We start from the raw sequence: 17,604 nt of genomic DNA, 5'->3' as shown, positions 1-17,604 counted from the left end.
CCATATAGCTGCGATATGTCAGCCGGCGCCGGACGCAGCCTGTCTATATGATCTTCACAAAGTTAAAAAATATCGATGCCCACTCTTTATCATCATCCTATGTCGTCGACGTCGCGGTTTGTCCGGCTGATCCTGGCGGAATACGGCTTCCAGGCCGATCTCGTTGAGGAACAGCCGTGGGAAAAACGCCGCGAGTTCCTGACGCTCAACCCGGCCGCGACGCTTCCGGTTTATGTTGATGACAGCATGCGGGTACTTTGTGGCCCTTCCGTGCTCATGGAGTTTCTCGACGAAACCCATGGTGTGCTGAAACGGGACAGGCGGCTCCTGGCGGAAGATCCGTGGCAGCGCGCCGAGATCCGTCGGCTGACGGAATGGTTCCTCCAGAAAATGGAACAGGACGTTACCCGGCCGCTCACCCGCGAGCGGATCTACAAGCTGCAGATGACGGCGGCACAGGGCGGCGGCGCGCCGGACTCCAAGGTGTTGCGCACCGCGCGCGCCAACATCCGGCAACATATGAAATATCTCTCCTGGCTTGCCGGTTCGCGCCAGTGGCTTGCCGGCGAGCGGATGAGCTATGCGGATCTTGCTGCCGCGGCCGCCATCTCCGTGCTTGATTATCTCGGTGAAATTGACTGGACGGAAACGCCCGTTGCCAAGGAATGGTACCAGCGCATCAAGTCGCGACCATCCTTCCGGCCGCTGCTTGCAGAGCGCGTGCGCGGCCTTACCCCGGTATCACATTATGCGGACCTTGATTTCTGAACCCGTCGGCCGGGAGGAGGAAAAGGCTTTACGGCGGCGGGCAAAGCTGACCGCCTTCATTCGCGAGGAAGCGGCGGCACAGGGCTTCGACCTCTGCCGCATCACAAGCGCTGACAGCATTCCGCAGGCCACGGAACGGCTGGACATGTTTCTCGCCGAGGGCCACCACGGCACGATGGAGTGGCTGGCGGAAACCCGGGATCGTCGATCGGACCCGCGGGTTCTCTGGGACCAGGTGAATTCCGTCGTCATGTTCGGCCTGAACTACGGGCCCGATGAAGATCCCCGCGCCCTCCTCGACAAGCCAGGTTCTGCAGCGATTTCCGTTTACGCGCGCAACCGCGACTATCACGATGTCATCAAGGGTCGCCTGAAGGAAATCGCCACCCGTTTTGCGGCCCGCGCCGGCGAGGATGTGAAGGTTTTCGTCGATACGGCGCCTGTAATGGAAAAGCCGCTCGCGGAAGCGGCGGGCCTCGGCTGGCAGGGCAAGCACACCAATCTCGTCAGCCGCAGCCATGGATCCTGGCTGTTCCTCGGCAGCATCTTCACCACGGCCGACCTTGAACGGGACGCGCCGGAAACCGATCATTGCGGCTCCTGCCGCGCCTGCCTCGACGCCTGCCCGACGGCAGCCTTTCCGGCACCCTACCGGCTCGATGCGCGCCGCTGCATCTCCTACCTGACCATCGAGCACAAGGGACCGATCGAGCCGCATTTCCGACCGATGATCGGCAATCGCATCTACGGCTGCGACGATTGTCTCGCCGCCTGTCCGTGGAACAAGTTTGCCGCCAGCGCTTCCGAGATGAAGCTGAAGGCGCGCGAGGACCTGAAGGAACCGTCGATCGCCTTCCTGCTGACGCTGGATGACCCGACCTTCCGTAGTTTCTTCAGTGGCTCGCCGGTAAAGCGCATTGGACGCGACCGGTTTGTGCGCAACGTGCTGATCGCCGCCGGCAACTCCGGTGACCGGGCGCTCATCCCGCAGGTGGAGAAGCTTGCAGGCGATCCCTCGCCGGTCGTGCGCGGCATGGCGGTCTGGGCGCTGAAACGCCTGATGCTCGATGAAGAATTCCTGTTGTTTGCGCAACGGCGCCCGACGGAGACGGATCCCGAGGTGCAAGAGGAATGGAAGCTCGCTGGAGTAAGTTGATGCGCGTGATGATTTTCGGTTGCGGTTATTCCGGCCAGGCGATCGCGAACTCCTACCAGGCCGCGGGCACGGTTTGCGGCACAGCCCGGTCGGCTGAGAAGGCATCACAGCTGACGCAAGCCGGTATCAACGGCTTCATCTTCGATGGCACCGAGTTCAGCCCGGAACTCCTGGCGGAGTTGAAGGAGATCACGCATCTCATCCAGTCCATTCCGCCGGGCAAGGACGGCGACCCGCTGCTGAAACTGATCACCGGGCGCCTGTCCGCGCTTTGTCCGAAGCTCGAATGGATCGGCTACCTGTCCACCGTCGGTGTCTACGGCGATCATGGCGGCGGCTGGGTGACGGAGGAGACGCCTGGCAGCCCGATCCTCGGCCGTTCCATAGACAGGATCGATACGGAAGAGGCGTGGACGCATGAGGCTGAGCAGGCGCAAGTGACGGTGGCAGTTCTGCGCCTTTCCGGCATCTATGGTCCCGGCCGCAACGCCTTCGTCAACCTTGCTCGCGGCACGGCGCGCCGCATCATCAAGAAGAACCAGGTGTTCAACCGCATCCGCGTGGAGGACATCGGCGAGGCAGCGCTTTTCCTCGGACACGGACGCATGCGGGGCATCTTCAATGTGACCGATGACGAACCCGCTCCGCCGCAGGATGTGATCCTCGAGGCCGCACGGCTGATGGGTGTCGAACCTCCACCGGAGCATGACTTCGAGACCGCCGAGATGACACCGATGGCGCGCTCGTTCTATGGCGCCAACAAGCGTGTTTCCAATGCCAAGATCAAGGATGCCGGCTTCCGCTTCCGCTTCCCCAACTACCACATGTCGCTTGAGCAACTCTGGCGCGATGGCATCTGGCGAGGATAAAATTCCCACCCTCTTCGGGTGAAAATTCCTACTTACCCGGCCTGGCCGGTTAAACTTTCTTTACTGTTGCGGCAGCGCGCCACAAAAATTTCGCCGATGTGGCGGAAAATGCCGCAACGCAATATATTTTTTTCGTTACATTTCGTGAGCAGCGGTCAGGCCAATTGGAAGCGGAATCAGATTCTTCCGATCCCCTGATTCTCAAGGATTTCTTCTCCGAATCATTAGCCGGCGACTTAAAAATATCGCTCGAAATATAATCACGTATGTTTCAGTCTGAAGTATTCCGTGATTACAAATCCCACGTTTCCGCCACTTTTCGCCCTGCTTAGCCGCTTTTGCACGCAACGTGCAGACCAAACGAACGGGGACGACCGACTTGACAACAAATCGACGCTCGACATTCGCCGCGGCCTCCATTGCTGCTTTTGCAATCTTCGCCTCAGCGCAGTCCAGTGCGGCTGCCGGCTGTGGCCACGCATCCTGGTATGCTTTGGGCAGCAAGACTGCCTCCGGGGAACGGATGAATGCATCCCTTCTCACCGCCGCTCACCGTACGCTGCCGTTCGGCACCAAGGTGATGGTCACCAACAAGCGCAACGGCAAGAGTGTCGTCGTGCGGATCAACGACCGTGGCCCCTTCATCCGCGGACGTGTCATCGATGTTTCCAAGGCTGCCGCAAAGAACATCGGCATGGTCCAGTCGGGCACCGCGCAGGTCTGTTATCAGATCGTCGACGGCGGCAACGGCAAGATCGCCGGCAAGGGCCTGAAGAACATCGACGGCTGATCCGATCTAAGCGGACATCGCCTTCCCGACTTGCCCTTGCTCCTGATCCCGGCTAGGACCCACAGGTATACGGGTTCAACCGAACGGAGACGGACATGCGACTAGGCGGGCGACTGGCGGGAGCCATCGAGGTTCTTGCAGATATCGAGGCTCGCAAGCGACCTGTCGCAGACGCCTTGAAGGACTGGGGCCTTGCGCACCGGTTCGCTGGTTCGGGCGACCGCGCTGCGATCGGCAACATCGTCTATGATGCGCTCCGCATGCGCCTGTCGCATGCCTGGCTCATGGACGACGAAAGCCCGACCGCGCTGGCCTATGCCGTGCTCATCCGCCAATGGGGCCTTTCCCAGGACGACCTCCAGGCAGATTTCGCCGATGATCGTTTCGCGCCGCCGGCCCTGACGGAAGCCAATCTTTCCGCCTTCAACTCTCGATCCCTTTCGGATGCGCCAGCACATGTGCAGGCCGACATTCCGCAATGGGTGCAGCCGTCCTTCGAAGCCAATTTCGGCGAGGACTGGCTGGTCGAGGCACAGGCGCTTGCCGGCCGTCCGGCGCTCGACCTGCGCGCCAATACGCTGAAGGCGTCGCGCGACAAGGTGCTCAAGGCACTCGAGCGGGTCGGCGCAAAGGCCACGCACCTTGCGCGCAACGGCATCCGGATTGCCGCTGGCGAGGGCGCTTCCCGTCAGCCAAACGTCACCGCCGAACTTTCGTTCCAGAAAGGCTGGTTCGAAGTTCAGGACGAAGGTTCGCAGGTGGTGGCCGACCTGGTGCAGCCCGGTGAACACGACCAGGTGCTGGATTTCTGCGCCGGCGGTGGTGGCAAGACGCTCGCCATGGCCGCAGCCATGAACAACAAGGGTCAGGTCCACGCTTATGACGCGGACCGCAAGCGGCTGGCGCCGATCATCGAGCGCCTGCGCCGTGCCGGCACGCGTAATGTCCAGGTGCATGATGACCCGCGCCAGCTCGACGCAATGAAGGCAAAGCTCGACTGCGTGCTGGTTGACGCGCCCTGCACCGGCACCGGCACATGGCGCCGCCGCCCCGATACGAAGTGGCGCCTGACGCAGAAGAACCTCGAGGAACGTGTTGCCCAGCAGCAGGAAGCGCTGGCGGAAGCAGCGGCCTTCGTCAAACCCGGCGGCTCGCTCGTCTACGTCACCTGCTCTGTTCTGCCGGAAGAGAACGATGCCCAGGTGCAGCGCTTCTGCGCCGACAATCCGCAGTTCTCCATTGCGCCCGCGGTTGAAGACTGGTCGAAGCTTTTTGGTGCCGATGCGCCAAAGCCCCGTTCGCGGGACGGCAAGACCGTGACCCTGACACCAGCGGCAACCGACACGGACGGCTTCTTCTTCTGCCGCATGCGCCGCGCCGTCTGAGGCCGGCTTCCGGGGTCTCAAGAGATGAGGCAAGAGTTCGGTCGGGATGATCTGGCCGAACAAAACCTGCCGCCCTATCTGCCCCGGTCATGAACCGCACAGTTATCTATCTCCTCTTTATCATCGGCGTTGTCGGCATCGGCTCTCTTGTCGGCCTCTTCACGCTTCCCGGCGACTGGTACCAAGGCCTCCAGAAGCCGTCCTTCAATCCGCCCGGCTGGATCTTCGGTCCCGTCTGGACGGTGCTCTACATCCTCATCGGCATAGCCGGCGCGCGTACCTGGATCGAGGCGCGCAACTCTGCCCGCATGAAGACCTGGTTCGTCCAGATGGTGCTGAACTTCCTCTGGTCGCCCGCCTTCTTCGGACTGGAAAGCCCGTTGCTGGCGCTGATCGTCATCGTGCCGATGCTGGTGTCGATCATCGTCTTCATCCGCCAAGCCTGGCAGCCGGACAGGGTTTCCGCCCTCTGCTTCCTGCCTTATGCCGCCTGGGTAACCTTCGCGACCGTACTTAACCTGTCGATCCTGCTGCTGAATTAAGGATCGGGCTCTCCGCGCGCTTGCGGAACCTGCCCGTGCATGCGAGTTTCGCGACTGCGAAAGGGACACGGCATGAACGGGCGGGACATCGGCGATTTCAGCGAGCGCGTGCGCCAGAGTTTTTCACGCCAGGGTGCGATGAGCATGCTTGGCGCGGAACTGACCCGGGTCGAGCCGGCCATGGTCGAGATCGAGCTTCCCTTTGACCCGAAGTTGACGCAGCAGCACGGTTTCCTGCATGCCGGCGTCATTTCCGCGGCTCTCGACACCGCCTGCACCTATGCCGCCTATGGCGTCATCGAGCCGGATGTCTCCATCCTCACCATCGAGTTCAAGGTGAACATGATGTCGCCGGGCCGTGGCGACCGCTTCCTGTTCCGCGGCGAGATCACCAAGCCCGGCTCCACGATTATCGTCGCCGATGGCCGCGCCTATGCGATCGGTGACGGTCCGGCCAAGCTCATTGCCTCCATGACCGGCACGATGATGGTGATCCGCGGCCGCGAGGATGTCATCGAATGACCGCCGGGCTGCCCCTCGGTGAGCCGGTGCTGGCTGATGGCAAGCGCATCCTTTTCGTGATGGCGGTTGATGCCGAGTACGGTCCAGCGCTGCGCACTCGCTTCACACCGTTGATGACTGGCGTCGGCCCGGTGGAGGCGGCTGTCGTCCTCTCCCACACGTTGACCCGCATGCAGGCGGCGGGGGAACTTCCCAATCTCGTCGTCTCGCTTGGCTCTGCCGGCTCGCGGGTGCTGGAGCAGACCGAGGTCTACCAGGCCTCCTCGGCTTCCTATCGCGACATGAATGCCTCGCCGCTCGGTTTCGAGAAGGGGCGCACGCCGTTCCTTGAGCTTCCTGCCGTGGTGCCGCTGCGGCTCACCATTCCGGGCATCCCCAAGGCGTCGCTGTCGACCGGCGCAAACATCGTCTCGGGCGCGGCTTATGACCTGATCGACGCCGAGATGGTCGACATGGAAACCTTCGCCATCCTGCGCTGCTGCCAGATGTTCGACATTCCGCTGATCGGCCTGCGCGGCATCTCCGACGGCAAGGAGGAACTGAAGCACGTCAGTGACTGGACCGAATACCTCCACGTGATCGACGCCAAACTCGCCCAGACGGTGGATCGGCTGCTGGAGGCGCTGGAATCCGGCGATGTGACGCTCTAACGCAGTTGCACAAAATCCAAGATTTCTTTAAAGGCTCGGCATGACCCAGATAGCTCATCCCGACAGCATTCTCATCATCGATTTCGGCAGCCAGGTGACGCAGTTGATTGCGCGCCGTATTCGCGAAGCCGGGGTCTATTGCGAAATCCATCCCTTCCAGAGTGCTGCCGCAGCGTTCGAGAAGCTGAGCCCCAAGGGCGTGATCTTTTCCGGCGGCCCGGCCTCGGTCACGGCGGAAGGCAGCCCGCGCGCTCCGCAGGCGGTGATCGACAGCGGCGTGCCGATCCTTGGCATCTGCTACGGCCAGCAGACGCTCTGCACCCAGTTGGGCGGCGTCGTTGAAGGTGGCCATGCTGCCGAGTTCGGTCGCGCCGATCTTGAGGTGAAGAAGGCAAGCCCGCTGTTTGAAGGCTTCTGGGAAGAAGGCGGACGTTACCCCGTCTGGATGAGCCACGGCGACCGCGTCACGCAGCTGCCGGAAGGGTTCGAGGTCATCGCGACGTCGGAGAACGCACCCTTTGCGATCGCCGCCGACGAAAGCCGCCGCTACTACACGACGATGTTCCACCCGGAAGTGGTTCACACGCCGGATGGCGCCAAGCTGCTCTCCAACTTCGTGCACAAGATCGTCGGGCTGAAGTCCGACTGGACCATGGCAGCCTATCGGGCGGAGATTATCCGCAAGATCCGCGAGCAGGTCGGCTCCGAGCGCGTCATCTGCGGCCTGTCCGGCGGGGTCGACTCCTCCGTTGCAGCCGTGCTGATCCACGAAGCGATCGGCGACCAGCTGACCTGCATCTATGTCGACCACGGCTTGATGCGCCAAGGCGAGAGCGAGCAGGTTGTCGGCATGTTCCGCGACAACTACAACATCCCACTCGTGCATGTCGACGCGTCCGACCTGTTCCTCACCGAACTTGCCGGCGTCACCGATCCGGAAGTCAAGCGCAAGACGATCGGTCGCCTGTTCATCGAGGTCTTCGACGCCGAGGCCTCGAAGATTGCCGAAGACGGCAAGGGTGCCCCGAAATTCCTGGCGCAGGGCACACTTTACCCGGACGTCATCGAAAGCGTTTCCTTCTCCGGCGGCCCGTCGGTCACCATCAAGAGCCACCACAATGTTGGCGGCCTGCCCGAGCGCATGAACATGCAGCTCGTCGAGCCGCTGCGCGAGCTCTTCAAGGACGAAGTCCGTGCGCTTGGCCGCGAACTTGGCCTGCCGGAAAGCTTCATTGGCCGCCACCCGTTCCCGGGTCCCGGCCTCGCGATCCGCTGCCCCGGCGCGGTCACCCGCGAAAAGCTCGACATCCTGCGCAAGGCAGACGCGATCTATCTCGAAGAGATTCGCAAGGCTGGCCTCTACGACACGATCTGGCAGGCCTTTGCCGTGCTGTTGCCGGTGCAGACCGTCGGCGTCATGGGCGATTATCGCACCTATGACTTCGTCTGCGCGCTGCGCGCCGTGACCTCGGTCGACGGCATGACCGCCGACTTCTACCCCTATGACATGAACTTCCTCGGCCGCACGGCCACCCGCATCATCAACGAGGTACGTGGCATCAACCGCGTTGTCTACGACGTCACGTCGAAGCCGCCGGGCACGATCGAGTGGGAATAGTCTGAACAAGGCTTCCGGAGCCGGATCACCCATCCGGCTCCGGAATATCAATACCGGCTAGACCAGGCCGATGATGGCGGATGCCGTCGTGCCGCTCGACATCACGCGCGTAACGCGCAGCGGCAGCAGGCTTCCTGCCGAAAGGTTCGAGAGCGTCAGCGTCTCGCCAGACAACATGCGCACCGCCATGTTGCCGCCTATCCCGACATAAAGAGCCCGCGTCGTCTCCGGCAGGTCGGTTGCGTCATTGGGCGTTACGGCAAATCCGGACGCGGCGGGACCGGACAGGGAAGGCTGGGTATTGGCAAAACGATCGGGCATGGCAGGTTCTCCTTGGTTTGAACGTCGCGCCATTCTCCGCCACGGCCCATAGCTGTGGAAAAACAAGCGGCCAAAAGCCCCTTCCACGGCAAACCATCAAGAAATCTGCGCGCATCTTGAATGGCTTAACCTGCACTTCCATTTTCTGACTTCCCAAGAACGTCCACGTGCCCGCCGGCGAGAGATGATGAATTTCCGGGCCGCTTGCTTTAGAAAGACAGGATGACCCCATTCCCGGCCCCTGATTCCCAGTCGAACCTCACCGAGTTTTCGGTGTCGGAATTGTCGGGCTCGATCAAGCGCACGGTCGAGAACGCTTTTGACCACGTGCGGGTGCGCGGCGAAATCTCCGGTTATCGCGGCCAGCATTCCTCCGGCCATGCCTATTTCTCGCTGAAGGACGACCGGGCTCGCATTGATGCAGTGATCTGGAAGGGGACCTTTCCGCGCCTGCGTTTTCGTCCTGAAGAGGGCATGGAAGTCATCGCCACGGGCAAGGTGACCACCTTCCCCGGATCGTCGAAATACCAGATCGTCATCGAGAACATGGAGCCTGCGGGCGCCGGCGCGCTGATGGCTTTGATCGAGGAGCGCCGCCGGCGGCTGGGTGCCGAGGGCCTGTTCGACCAGGCGCGCAAGCGGCCCCTGCCCTATCTGCCGCATGTGATTGGCGTCGTGACCTCGCCGACCGGCGCCGTCATTCGCGATATCCTGCATCGCATCTCGGACCGCTTCCCGGTGCACGTGGTCGTGTGGCCGGTCAAGGTGCAGGGCGAAGGATCGGGTGACGAGGTGGCGGCCGCCATTCGCGGCTTCAATACATTCGAGGCCAATGGTCCGATTCCCCGACCCGACGTGCTGATCATTGCGCGCGGCGGCGGCAGCCTGGAGGATCTCTGGAGCTTCAACGACGAGGCCGTGGTTCGCGCCGCGGCTGAAAGCCAGATCCCGTTAATCTCCGCCGTCGGCCACGAGACCGACTGGACGCTGATCGACCATGCGGCCGACGTGCGTGCGCCGACCCCGACGGGTGCCGCCGAAATGGCCGTGCCGGTGAAGGCGGATCTCGACGCCCAGATCGCCAACCTGACCGCCCGGCTGCGGCACTGCTCCAGCCGCCATATGGACCACCGTCGCCAAACGGTGCGCGCGCTGATGCGCGCCCTGCCATCGCTGGACCAGTTGCTGGCGCTGCCGCGCCGCCGCTTCGATGAGGCGTCCGCCGGCCTGGGTCGCGGCCTGGAGCGCACGACGGTGGTGAAACGTCGGGCGCTGGAGCGATCTTCTTCCGGCCTGCGCCTGGAGCTTCTCACCAACCGGCTTGCCCAGCAGCGTCAAGCGCTTGCTGACAGATTGACCCGCAGCGAGCGGTGCCTGGAGCGGCAATTGCTGAAGGGCCAGAACCGCGTCGATACCGCTGCCGCCAAGCTTGCGGCCCTTCCGGCGCGCCTTGCCGGGCATCTGCAGCGGGAACGCCAGCATCTCACGTCGCTCTCCCGCCATTCCGATACCGCGATCCGCCATGCGCTGAGCCGCAGCCGCGCCAACGTGATGGCGCAGGATCGCGTCCTGCAGTCGCTCGCCTATACCAACGTCTTGAAGCGTGGCTACGCCGTCATTCGCGGCGAGGACGACAAGCCGCTGACGCGCGCCGCCGATGTCGATGCCGGACGCGCCATCAGCATCCAGTTCGCCGATGGCCGCGTCGCAGCGGTGACAGGAGAAGGCGCACCGGAGGTGGACAAGCGCCCGGGACCCGAGCCCAAACGCCGCCCAGCAACGAAAGCCGAACCGCCTGCCGATCCCCCGAAACAAGGCAGCTTGTTCTGAGGCAGGACGCTCGGCCCTGCCTCGTTAGCTAATTTCGCGCCAAAAACGGCTTTAAGCCCATTCGCCGTTGCGCATGACCGGCACACTCGATCCGTCGGCGCGGATGCCGTCGATGTCAACCTTGTCCGAGCCGATCATCCAGTCGATGTGGATGAGGCTGGAATTGCCGCCCTGCGCCTTGATCTGTTCCTGGCTGAGAGATGCGCCATCAAGGAAGCACTTCGAATAGCACTGGCCGAGCGCGATGTGACAGGAGGCGTTTTCATCAAACAGTGTGTTGTAGAACAGGATGCCGCTCTTGGAGATCGGCGAGGAATGCGGCACCAGCGCCACTTCGCCCAGCCGCCTTGCACCCTCGTCGGTGTCGAGCACCTTGTTGAGCACTTCCTCGCCGCGGCTGGCTTTCGCTTCGACGATGCGGCCGCCTTCGAACTTCACCTGGATGTTGTCGATCAGCGTGCCCTGGTGCGAGAGCGGCTTGGTGCTGGAGACATGGCCTTCCACCTTCAGCGCATGCGGCGTGGTGAAGACTTCTTCCGTCGGGATGTTCGGGTTGCAGGTAATGCCGTTCTTGGCGGTCGAGGCGCCCCCATGCCATTCATGGCCTTCGGCCAGCCCCACCGTCAGGTCGGTGCCGGGACCGGTGAAGTGCAGCGCCGAGAAGCGCTCGCCATTGAGCCAGGTCGACCGCTTCTTCAGGTTGGCGTTGTGCTCGGCCCAGGCGCCAATCGGATCGGCGACATCGACGCGCGACGCGGCAAAGATGGCATCGGCAAGCTTGCCGACCGCGACGTCTTCGGGAACGTCCGGGAATACCTGCCGCGCCCAGGACGGGTTCGGATAGGAGATGATGTTCCAGTTGATGTCGAAGTTGGCGATCTTTTCCAGCGCCGGCTTGTAGGCCATGGAATTGGCCTTGTTGGCGCGCGCCACCTTTGCCGGGTCCTGCCCGGACAGCAGCATCGGGTTGTCGCCGGCGATCGCAAGGCGCGCCGCGCCATTGGCATAAGCCTTAGCCATGCCCTCGTAGAGCCAGTCGGAGGCCTTGTCGAAGCTGCCGTCCGGCGCGTGCTGGTAGCGGGCAAGCGTGGTTTCTTCGTCGGAATAGAAGGTCGAGACGATGCCCGCGCCGGCGATATAGGCATGCTTGGTGATCAGGCGCACAAGCGGCAGCGCCGCGATCGGCGCCGTTATCACGAGGTCCTGTCCCTGCTCGAGCCTCAGGCCTACCTTCACGGCCACTTCGGCCAGCTTGTCGAGCTTCTGCGGATCGACGGCGGTTTGAAAGTTCGGCACGATTGTCATGGTGGACCTCAAATGTTTGGCTGTATCACGCCAGACTTAGAGAGGTTTGCGGCGGAATTGAAGTCCGCTCAGCCTTTCGCTGCCGTTTTAACGGCTGCGATATTGCTTGTGTGAACCGCTTCATAGGGCTCGAAATAGGTCACCGATCCGCGTGCGATCTCCTCGCCCACGAATGCCTTCAGCGACGGGTCGATCTCCTGGCCGGAAGCGGCTGCGGCGGTCATCGCTTCAAGATAGGCGAGGTTGGCGTCAATGAGGCTTGCATCATAGCCACCGGAGGCGATGCGGTCCGGATCGCCGTGCGCGGGCAGGATCTTCTCGATCGGCCACGTCCGCATGCGGGCAAGTTCGGCCTGGTGAGTCGCGATCTCGCCTGCTTCGGAAATGTAAGTGACGGTGTCTTCCAGCGTATCCCCGGCCAGCAGCAGCTTTTCCTCCGGCAGCCAGATCACGTTGCCATCGGCGCTATGAATGGCGAAATGGTGAAGCTCCACCCTGCGGCTGCCAAGGGTGAGCTCGAGCCGGTTTTCGACGGTCGTGGTTGGCATCACCACCGGGTTGATCGGCGGGTTGGCCGTCTCGATCTTCGCCCGGTTCTCGGCCATTCGTTCGGCCGTCAGCTTCAGCGCGATGATTTCGCAATCGGCAAAGACCGCGTTGCCGGCAATGTGGTCCTTGTGCCAGTGGCTGAGCACAACGCGGATCCGCTTGACGCCCACGCCTTCCAAATGCGCCCGGATGGCTCGGGCATGGTCGAGCGAGATATGCGTGTCGTAGACCAGCGCCTCATCCCCATCGACCAACGCATAGGACGCCACGCCCAGCGAATAGGCGCCGTCGTCAAGCCAGTTCGGCGCGGCATCATGCAGGCGCTTGCCGTCAATCCGCCCATCGTAATAGGCGAAGATGCCGGGTTGGGGCTCAAGGATGCGCAGCGTCGCAGTCATGTCCGGCATCGGATCACCTCACGTAACCAGTGCAGCGGCAACGGCGCGCAAGGCTTCCTGCGCCTTGCGCGGATCAACGCGGATCTGCAGGCCGCGCTGGCCGCCGTTGATGTAAACGTAAGCTTCTTCGAGCGCGGTGATCTCGATTGCTGTCGGCACCGTCTTCTTCTGCCCGAACGGGCTGATGCCGCCGACATGGTAGCCCGTGGCACGCTCGGCATCGGCCGGCTTCATCATATGCGCCGACTTGCCACCAAAGCCCGCCGCAAGCTTCTTCATCGAAACCTCGCGGTCAGACGGCACGACAACACAGACGGGCTTGCCATCGACTTCTGCCATCAGCGTCTTCAGCACCCGTGATGGACTTTCGCCAATCGCCTCGGCCGCAGCCAGTCCGATCCGGTCGGCGTCCGGATCGTAATCATAGGTGACGGTGGTGAAGGAGACGCCCGCCTTTTGCAGCGCCTGGGTGGCACGAGTGGTTTTTGACATGGGAGCAACCGGGGTTAGACTGCGGCAAAAGCCTCTTCGTAAAGGTCGGGCTTGAAGCCGATCAAAAGCTTGCCGTCCGCCTCGAGCACCGGCCGCTTGATCATCGACGGCTGGGCCAGCATCAGCTCGATCGCTTTCTCGCGATCGAGATCCGCCTTTGCAGCATCTTCCAGCTTCTTGAAGGTCGTGCCCGCGCGGTTCAGCGCCGTTTCCCAGTTTGCGCGTTCCGTCCAGGTCTCCAGATGCGCCCGGTCGATGCCATGCGCCTTGTAGTCGTGGAAGCTGTATTCGATGCCGCGCTCATCAAGCCAGGCGCGCGCCTTCTTCATCGTGTCGCAGTTCTTGATACCGTAGATCGTGACCGTCATCGGGAACTCCAGGAGTGGTCGTTCAGCGATAGCAACATGCGGACGAAATGTGCAAGCCACGGTTCGGAACTCGCCGATGATATGCCGCATCTGCATGGCTCCCGTGCTCCCTTGTGCGTTGCACAATAACCACCTGCTCACCATATTCAGTACAACGAGAAGGAGACGAGAACATGTCTATCAATACCAAGAAGCGTGGCAACAGCTTTACCCGTGCATTCGCCGTTGTTGGCGCTGCAATCGCCGTTTCGGCTGCCGTTGAAAACCGCCGCCGCCCGGCTGGCCGCGACCTGGAAACGCTCGGCATCGACCGCGACGCGTTCAACCGGATCCTCTAAAGCCAACACTATGCATGACGCTGGGACAGCAGTCTGCCTGTCTCAGCCGGGCCGAGGTCGACAGCTGCCGACATCTTGCTGCTTAACGCCGGTTTAACCGGCTGCAGCGCATCGTGGGCCTATCCTGCGATCAACGGCTGGCCCATTTCCCGTGCTTCTGCGCCCGCGCATCATCATCCTGAGCCTTCTGCTTATCGCTCTCGACGCGGTGCTTCTGCACATCCTCATCACGGTCTTCGGCTTCGGGCCGCTTGTCGCCCGCCTGCTTTCGCTCGGCGGCGCCATTGCCGTTTGCGCCATCATCCTGCGCGTTACGCGTCCATCTGATGTGCCACCCTCCCCTCCCGGACTGCGGCCGCTTGTCGGTGTCAGCCTGCTGCTGAGCTTCAGCCTGTTTGCGCTGCTTGCAACACGGGCCCCGCAGGTGCAGCCGCTGCTGCACCTTTCCCTCTCATGGGTGGCGGCACTCCTGTTCTGGCTGCTCGGTTATCTCCGCCTGCGCCGTCGCGCCCGCTAGATTTCTTCCCAGCCGCCGTGTTCGCCGGCGCGGTAGATAGCGTCGATGAAACGCTGGTTCTTCAGCGAGTTTTCGAGCGTCACGAATTCCACCGCCTCGCCCTGCGTTGCACGGGCAAACGCTTCGGCCTGACGCTTGTACTGGCGGCTGTCCTGGAAGCGGAAGATCTGCGACTCTCCGTGGTTCTGGTTGGTCACCTCGATCTCCTCGGCACCCCAGCGCACGGCGTTGAACGGCGACTTCACCTCGATGTAGCCTTCGGTCCCGTGGAAGACCATGATCTGCCGCGCTGCCATCTGGGTGGCAATGTAGAAGGTAAGCTTGAACGAACCAAAATCTGCCTTCACGTTGGAGAAGATGTCGGTGCCGAAGGTGGGATCACGCTCAACCTCGGCCTGCACGCGCTGCGGCTCGGCTTCCGTCGCAAAACGGGTGACGATGGTGGGATAAACGCCGATGTCCGGCAGCGCGCCGCCACCAAGTTCCGGGATGTTGCGCATGTTGGAGGGGTCGCGGTTGAAATAGGTGAAGGCGCCCTGCACGTGCTTCAGTTCGCCGATCGCCTTTTCCCGCAACAGTTCGCGCACCTTCAGCCAGACCGGCGAATAGGTCACCATGAAGGCTTCGGTGATGAGCTTGCCGGTGCGGTCGCGCACCTTGATCAGTTCCTCGATCTGGCCCGCGTTCAGCGCGATCGGCTTTTCGGAAAGCACATGCTTGCCTGCCTCGGCCGCCTTGATCGACCATTCGACATGCTGGCTCGTCGGCAGCGGAATATAGACCGCGTCGATCACGTCAGACGCCAGCATCTCCTCATAGGAGCCGAATGCATGCGGCGCGCCGAAACGATCCGCCAGCTTGCGGGCCTTGCCGAGGTCGCGACTTGCGAAGGCGGTGACGACGCAGTTTTCGGCGTCCTGGATCGCCGGCACAACCTGCTCATGGCCAATCTTGGCAGTCGACAGAATTCCGAAACGCAGCATGAACTTCTCCCTTGATTTTGCGTCGGCACCTTATTGGGGAGGTCCAGGTGGCGCAACGGAGGCCGCGGGCAAGGCTTGAAAAAATGCGTCCCCACGCGAAATTGCTGCTGGCCGCCAACGACGCTTCGGCTAATCTCACCTTCCTTCATTTGGACGATTCATCCGCTGACCTAAGACTTTGGGAGAAAGATCAATGGAATTGCGCCCGCTCGGCCGTACCGGCCTATCCATTTCGCCTGTTGTGCTCGGCTGCAACGTCTTCGGCTGGACGGCGGATGAAAAGACTTCGTTTGCGGTTCTCGATCGTTTCTTCGACGCCGGCTTCAACACGCTGGATACGGCGGACTCCTATTCCCGCTGGGTCCCGGGCCACCAAGGCGGCGAGTCGGAGACCATCATCGGCAAGTGGCTGAAGGGGAGCGGCCGCTCGCGCGACGAGGCGATCATCGTTACCAAGGTCGGTTCCGACATGGGCCAGGGAAAGAAGGATCTCTCGGCCAAGTGGATCCTGGAGGAGGTCGACAACTCGCTGCGCCGCCTGCAGACCGACCATATCGACCTTTACCTCGCGCACTGGCCCGACGACACGGTGACCCACGAGGAAGCGCTAGGCGCCTTCGCCAAGCTGAAGGAGCAGGGCAAGATCCGCGCAATGGGCTGCTCCAACTATGATGCCAAGCTGTTGCAGGAAAGCTTTGATGCCGCCGCCAAGGCAGGCCTTCCGCGCTACGACGTGCTCCAGCCGCAATACAATCTCTACGACCGCGACAGCTTCGAAGGGCCGCTCGCGGATCTGTGCATCAGGCAAGAGATCGGCGTCATCAACTATTACGGCCTCGCCTCCGGCTTCCTCACCGGCAAGTACCGCGACAAGGCCGATACCGAAGGCAAGGCACGTGGCGCTCGCGCCCTCACCTACCTCAACGACAAAGGCTACCGGATCCTTGCCGCACTGGACGAGATTGCCGTCGAAACGAATGTAGAGCCGGCCTCGATTGCGCTTGCCTGGCTCATCCAGTCGCGCGGCATCACCGCACCGATCGCCAGCGCCACCAGCCCTGCCCAACTCGATGCCATCATCGCCGCCGGTAGCCTGAAGCTCTCCGACGACCAGATGAAGATGCTGAACGAAGCCGGCGCCTGACCATCCTGAATAACAAAGCCTGAAGGAGCCTCCCATGAAGATGCGGCAGCTAGGACAAGAACTTACGGTTTCGGCGGTCGGGCTCGGCTGCATGGGCATGAGCCATGCCTATGGCGGTCAGGACGAGGCGGAATCCATCCGCACCCTGCATCGGGCGGTCGAACTCGGCGTCAACTTCTTCGATACCGCGGAAGTCTACGGGCCGTTCAAGAACGAGGAGCTCGTCGGCAAGGGCTTGAAGCCCTTCCGCGACAAGGTGGTGATTGCCACCAAGTTCGGCTTCAAGATCGACCCGAATGCCTCCGACAGCCGCGCCATGTCCGGCCTCGACAGCCGGCCGGAGCATGTGCGCGAGGTGGCCGAAGCCTCGTTGAAGCGCCTCGGCATCGAGGTGATCGACCTCTTCTACCAGCACCGCGTCGACCCGAACGTGCCGATCGAAGATACGGTTGGGGCCATGGCGGATCTCGTGAAGGAAGGCAAGGTGCGGGCGCTTGGCCTGTCGGAAGCGGACGCCGCCACCATTCGCCGCGCCCATGCCGTTCATCCGATTTCCGCGCTGCAGAGCGAATATTCGCTTTGGACGCGAGATCCGGAAGGCGAGATCCTCGATACCTGCCGCGAACTCAACATCGGCTTCGTGCCCTTCAGCCCACTTGGCCGCGGCTTCCTCACCGGCAAGATCCAGAAGCCGGATGATATCGCACCTGATGACTTCCGCGCCGGCCTGCCCCGCTTCAGCGCGGAAAACATGGCCGCCAATGCAGCGCTGGTGAAGCTGCTGGAGGACATGGCCGCTGAGAAGGGCGTCACCGCCGCGCAGCTGGCGCTTGCCTGGGTTCTGGCCCAGGGCGATTTCATCGTGCCCATCCCCGGCGCCCGCAAGATCCCGCATCTGGAACAGAACATCGCGGCCGCCGACATCACGCTGTCACCCGAGGAACTTGCCAACCTCGGCGACCTGCTCGCCCCGGAAAAATTTTCCGGCGCGCGTTACGCCGCGCAGGCCGCGGCCTGGACGCCCAAGAAGTAAGGGAACATTTGCCTCGACGTGAACGT

At 62.4% G+C, this 17,604-nt stretch carries 20 protein-coding genes; 14 read left to right on the top strand and 6 right to left on the bottom strand.

Annotated features, from left to right (window positions below; translation table 11 throughout):
- The first annotated feature begins 75 nt into the window (after positions 1-75).
- The 9 genes from CYG48_RS16460 to guaA all read left to right on the top strand — a co-directional run bounded on the left by CYG48_RS16460 (position 76) and on the right by guaA (position 8,300).
- Positions 76-768: a glutathione S-transferase family protein gene (locus tag CYG48_RS16460; protein ID WP_118851365.1), complete on the top strand. Its 693-nt coding sequence runs from the start codon at positions 76-78 to the stop codon at positions 766-768.
- Entirely contained in the window at positions 749-1,924 is a 1,176-nt protein-coding gene (queG, locus tag CYG48_RS16455) for a tRNA epoxyqueuosine(34) reductase QueG (RefSeq protein WP_118851364.1), read from the top strand. The genes CYG48_RS16460 and queG overlap by 20 nt, the downstream gene beginning before the upstream one ends.
- On the top strand, positions 1,924-2,793 hold the full coding sequence (locus CYG48_RS16450; RefSeq protein WP_118851363.1) for an SDR family oxidoreductase: 870 nt from the start codon (positions 1,924-1,926) through the stop codon (positions 2,791-2,793). Before queG ends, CYG48_RS16450 begins: the two co-directional genes overlap by 1 nt.
- 379 nt (positions 2,794-3,172) lie before the next feature.
- Positions 3,173-3,583 (top strand): septal ring lytic transglycosylase RlpA family protein, encoded by a 411-nt coding sequence (locus CYG48_RS16445; RefSeq protein WP_118851362.1) that lies wholly within the window; start codon positions 3,173-3,175, stop codon positions 3,581-3,583.
- 95 nt (positions 3,584-3,678) lie between these two features.
- A complete protein-coding gene (locus tag CYG48_RS16440) occupies positions 3,679-4,968 on the top strand; it encodes an RsmB/NOP family class I SAM-dependent RNA methyltransferase (RefSeq protein WP_118851361.1) in 1,290 nt (429 codons plus the stop codon).
- A gap of 89 nt (positions 4,969-5,057) precedes the next feature.
- Positions 5,058-5,510 carry a TspO/MBR family protein gene (locus CYG48_RS16435; RefSeq protein WP_118851360.1) on the top strand — a complete coding sequence of 151 codons (453 nt, stop codon included), beginning with the start codon at positions 5,058-5,060 and terminating at the stop codon, positions 5,508-5,510.
- Between the two features lie 72 nt (positions 5,511-5,582).
- Complete coding sequence (locus CYG48_RS16430) at positions 5,583-6,032, top strand: PaaI family thioesterase (RefSeq protein ID WP_118851359.1); 450 nt, start codon at positions 5,583-5,585, stop codon at positions 6,030-6,032.
- On the top strand, positions 6,029-6,682 hold the full coding sequence (locus tag CYG48_RS16425) for a 5'-methylthioadenosine/S-adenosylhomocysteine nucleosidase (RefSeq protein WP_118851358.1): 654 nt from the start codon (positions 6,029-6,031) through the stop codon (positions 6,680-6,682). The genes CYG48_RS16430 and CYG48_RS16425 overlap by 4 nt, the downstream gene beginning before the upstream one ends.
- Before the next feature lie 40 nt (positions 6,683-6,722).
- On the top strand, positions 6,723-8,300 hold the full coding sequence (gene guaA / locus CYG48_RS16420) for a glutamine-hydrolyzing GMP synthase (RefSeq protein WP_118851357.1): 1,578 nt from the start codon (positions 6,723-6,725) through the stop codon (positions 8,298-8,300).
- Positions 8,301-8,357: 57 nt separating this feature from the next.
- Here the strand turns inward: guaA and CYG48_RS16415 are convergent, their stop codons facing one another.
- Positions 8,358-8,621: a spike base protein, RCAP_Rcc01079 family gene (locus CYG48_RS16415; RefSeq protein ID WP_118851356.1), complete on the bottom strand. Its 264-nt coding sequence runs from the start codon at positions 8,619-8,621 to the stop codon at positions 8,358-8,360.
- 222 nt (positions 8,622-8,843) lie between these two features.
- Between CYG48_RS16415 and xseA the strand changes: the two genes are divergently transcribed.
- Entirely contained in the window at positions 8,844-10,451 is a 1,608-nt protein-coding gene (gene xseA, locus CYG48_RS16410; protein ID WP_118851355.1) for an exodeoxyribonuclease VII large subunit, read from the top strand.
- Between the two features lie 51 nt (positions 10,452-10,502).
- Here xseA and CYG48_RS16405 read toward each other — a convergent pair whose 3' ends face one another.
- The 4 genes from CYG48_RS16405 to CYG48_RS16390 form a co-directional block, all read right to left on the bottom strand.
- Positions 10,503-11,756 (bottom strand): aminopeptidase, encoded by a 1,254-nt coding sequence (locus CYG48_RS16405; RefSeq protein ID WP_118851354.1) that lies wholly within the window; start codon positions 11,754-11,756, stop codon positions 10,503-10,505.
- A 68-nt stretch (positions 11,757-11,824) separates the two neighbouring features.
- On the bottom strand, positions 11,825-12,712 hold the full coding sequence (locus CYG48_RS16400; RefSeq protein WP_118851353.1) for an MBL fold metallo-hydrolase: 888 nt from the start codon (positions 12,710-12,712) through the stop codon (positions 11,825-11,827).
- Positions 12,713-12,721: 9 nt separating this feature from the next.
- Positions 12,722-13,195, bottom strand: coding sequence for a Cys-tRNA(Pro) deacylase (gene ybaK / locus CYG48_RS16395; RefSeq protein WP_118851352.1), 474 nt, complete (start codon positions 13,193-13,195; stop codon positions 12,722-12,724).
- A 14-nt stretch (positions 13,196-13,209) separates the two neighbouring features.
- Positions 13,210-13,563, bottom strand: coding sequence for an ArsC family reductase (locus CYG48_RS16390; RefSeq protein ID WP_118851714.1), 354 nt, complete (start codon positions 13,561-13,563; stop codon positions 13,210-13,212).
- A 173-nt stretch (positions 13,564-13,736) separates the two neighbouring features.
- On the opposite strand from CYG48_RS16390, the gene CYG48_RS22565 reads away from it, so the two are divergent.
- Both CYG48_RS22565 and CYG48_RS16385 read left to right on the top strand, forming a co-directional pair.
- The gene (locus CYG48_RS22565) at positions 13,737-13,901 is read left to right on the top strand and encodes a hypothetical protein (RefSeq protein WP_199925163.1); all 165 of its coding nucleotides are present in this window, start codon (positions 13,737-13,739) and stop codon (positions 13,899-13,901) included.
- 151 nt (positions 13,902-14,052) lie between these two features.
- A complete protein-coding gene (locus tag CYG48_RS16385) occupies positions 14,053-14,418 on the top strand; it encodes a hypothetical protein (protein ID WP_118851351.1) in 366 nt (121 codons plus the stop codon).
- Here the strand turns inward: CYG48_RS16385 and CYG48_RS16380 are convergent.
- Positions 14,415-15,401: a Gfo/Idh/MocA family protein gene (locus CYG48_RS16380; protein ID WP_118851350.1), complete on the bottom strand. Its 987-nt coding sequence runs from the start codon at positions 15,399-15,401 to the stop codon at positions 14,415-14,417. The two genes, CYG48_RS16385 and CYG48_RS16380, sit on opposite strands and share 4 nt — an antisense overlap.
- A 193-nt stretch (positions 15,402-15,594) precedes the next feature.
- On the opposite strand from CYG48_RS16380, the gene CYG48_RS16375 reads away from it, so the two are divergent.
- Entirely contained in the window at positions 15,595-16,545 is a 951-nt protein-coding gene (locus CYG48_RS16375; RefSeq protein WP_118851349.1) for an aldo/keto reductase, read from the top strand.
- Between the two features lie 34 nt (positions 16,546-16,579).
- Entirely contained in the window at positions 16,580-17,578 is a 999-nt protein-coding gene (locus tag CYG48_RS16370) for an aldo/keto reductase (RefSeq protein ID WP_118851348.1), read from the top strand.
- The last annotated feature ends 26 nt before the right edge of the window (positions 17,579-17,604 follow it).

The organism is Neorhizobium sp. SOG26 (genome assembly GCF_003491345.1).
GTDB lineage: Bacteria > Pseudomonadota > Alphaproteobacteria > Rhizobiales > Rhizobiaceae > Neorhizobium > Neorhizobium turbinariae.
This window is presented reverse-complemented; position numbering and strand designations above follow the sequence as displayed.

Coding starts and splice junctions, on each gene's coding strand:
- CYG48_RS16460 (WP_118851365.1), top strand. CDS start 76: ATGCCCACTCTTTATCATCATCCTATGTCGTCGACGTCGCGGTTTGTC.
- queG (WP_118851364.1), top strand. CDS start 749: ATGCGGACCTTGATTTCTGAACCCGTCGGCCGGGAGGAGGAAAAGGCT.
- CYG48_RS16450 (WP_118851363.1), top strand. CDS start 1,924: ATGCGCGTGATGATTTTCGGTTGCGGTTATTCCGGCCAGGCGATCGCG.
- CYG48_RS16440 (WP_118851361.1), top strand. CDS start 3,679: ATGCGACTAGGCGGGCGACTGGCGGGAGCCATCGAGGTTCTTGCAGAT.
- CYG48_RS16435 (WP_118851360.1), top strand. CDS start 5,058: ATGAACCGCACAGTTATCTATCTCCTCTTTATCATCGGCGTTGTCGGC.
- CYG48_RS16430 (WP_118851359.1), top strand. CDS start 5,583: ATGAACGGGCGGGACATCGGCGATTTCAGCGAGCGCGTGCGCCAGAGT.
- CYG48_RS16425 (WP_118851358.1), top strand. CDS start 6,029: ATGACCGCCGGGCTGCCCCTCGGTGAGCCGGTGCTGGCTGATGGCAAG.
- guaA (WP_118851357.1), top strand. CDS start 6,723: ATGACCCAGATAGCTCATCCCGACAGCATTCTCATCATCGATTTCGGC.
- CYG48_RS16415 (WP_118851356.1), bottom strand. CDS start 8,621: ATGCCCGATCGTTTTGCCAATACCCAGCCTTCCCTGTCCGGTCCCGCC.
- xseA (WP_118851355.1), top strand. CDS start 8,844: ATGACCCCATTCCCGGCCCCTGATTCCCAGTCGAACCTCACCGAGTTT.
- CYG48_RS16405 (WP_118851354.1), bottom strand. CDS start 11,756: ATGACAATCGTGCCGAACTTTCAAACCGCCGTCGATCCGCAGAAGCTC.
- CYG48_RS16400 (WP_118851353.1), bottom strand. CDS start 12,712: ATGCCGGACATGACTGCGACGCTGCGCATCCTTGAGCCCCAACCCGGC.
- ybaK (WP_118851352.1), bottom strand. CDS start 13,195: ATGTCAAAAACCACTCGTGCCACCCAGGCGCTGCAAAAGGCGGGCGTC.
- CYG48_RS16390 (WP_118851714.1), bottom strand. CDS start 13,563: ATGACGGTCACGATCTACGGTATCAAGAACTGCGACACGATGAAGAAG.
- CYG48_RS22565 (WP_199925163.1), top strand. CDS start 13,737: ATGTCTATCAATACCAAGAAGCGTGGCAACAGCTTTACCCGTGCATTC.
- CYG48_RS16380 (WP_118851350.1), bottom strand. CDS start 15,401: ATGCTGCGTTTCGGAATTCTGTCGACTGCCAAGATTGGCCATGAGCAG.
- CYG48_RS16375 (WP_118851349.1), top strand. CDS start 15,595: ATGGAATTGCGCCCGCTCGGCCGTACCGGCCTATCCATTTCGCCTGTT.
- CYG48_RS16370 (WP_118851348.1), top strand. CDS start 16,580: ATGAAGATGCGGCAGCTAGGACAAGAACTTACGGTTTCGGCGGTCGGG.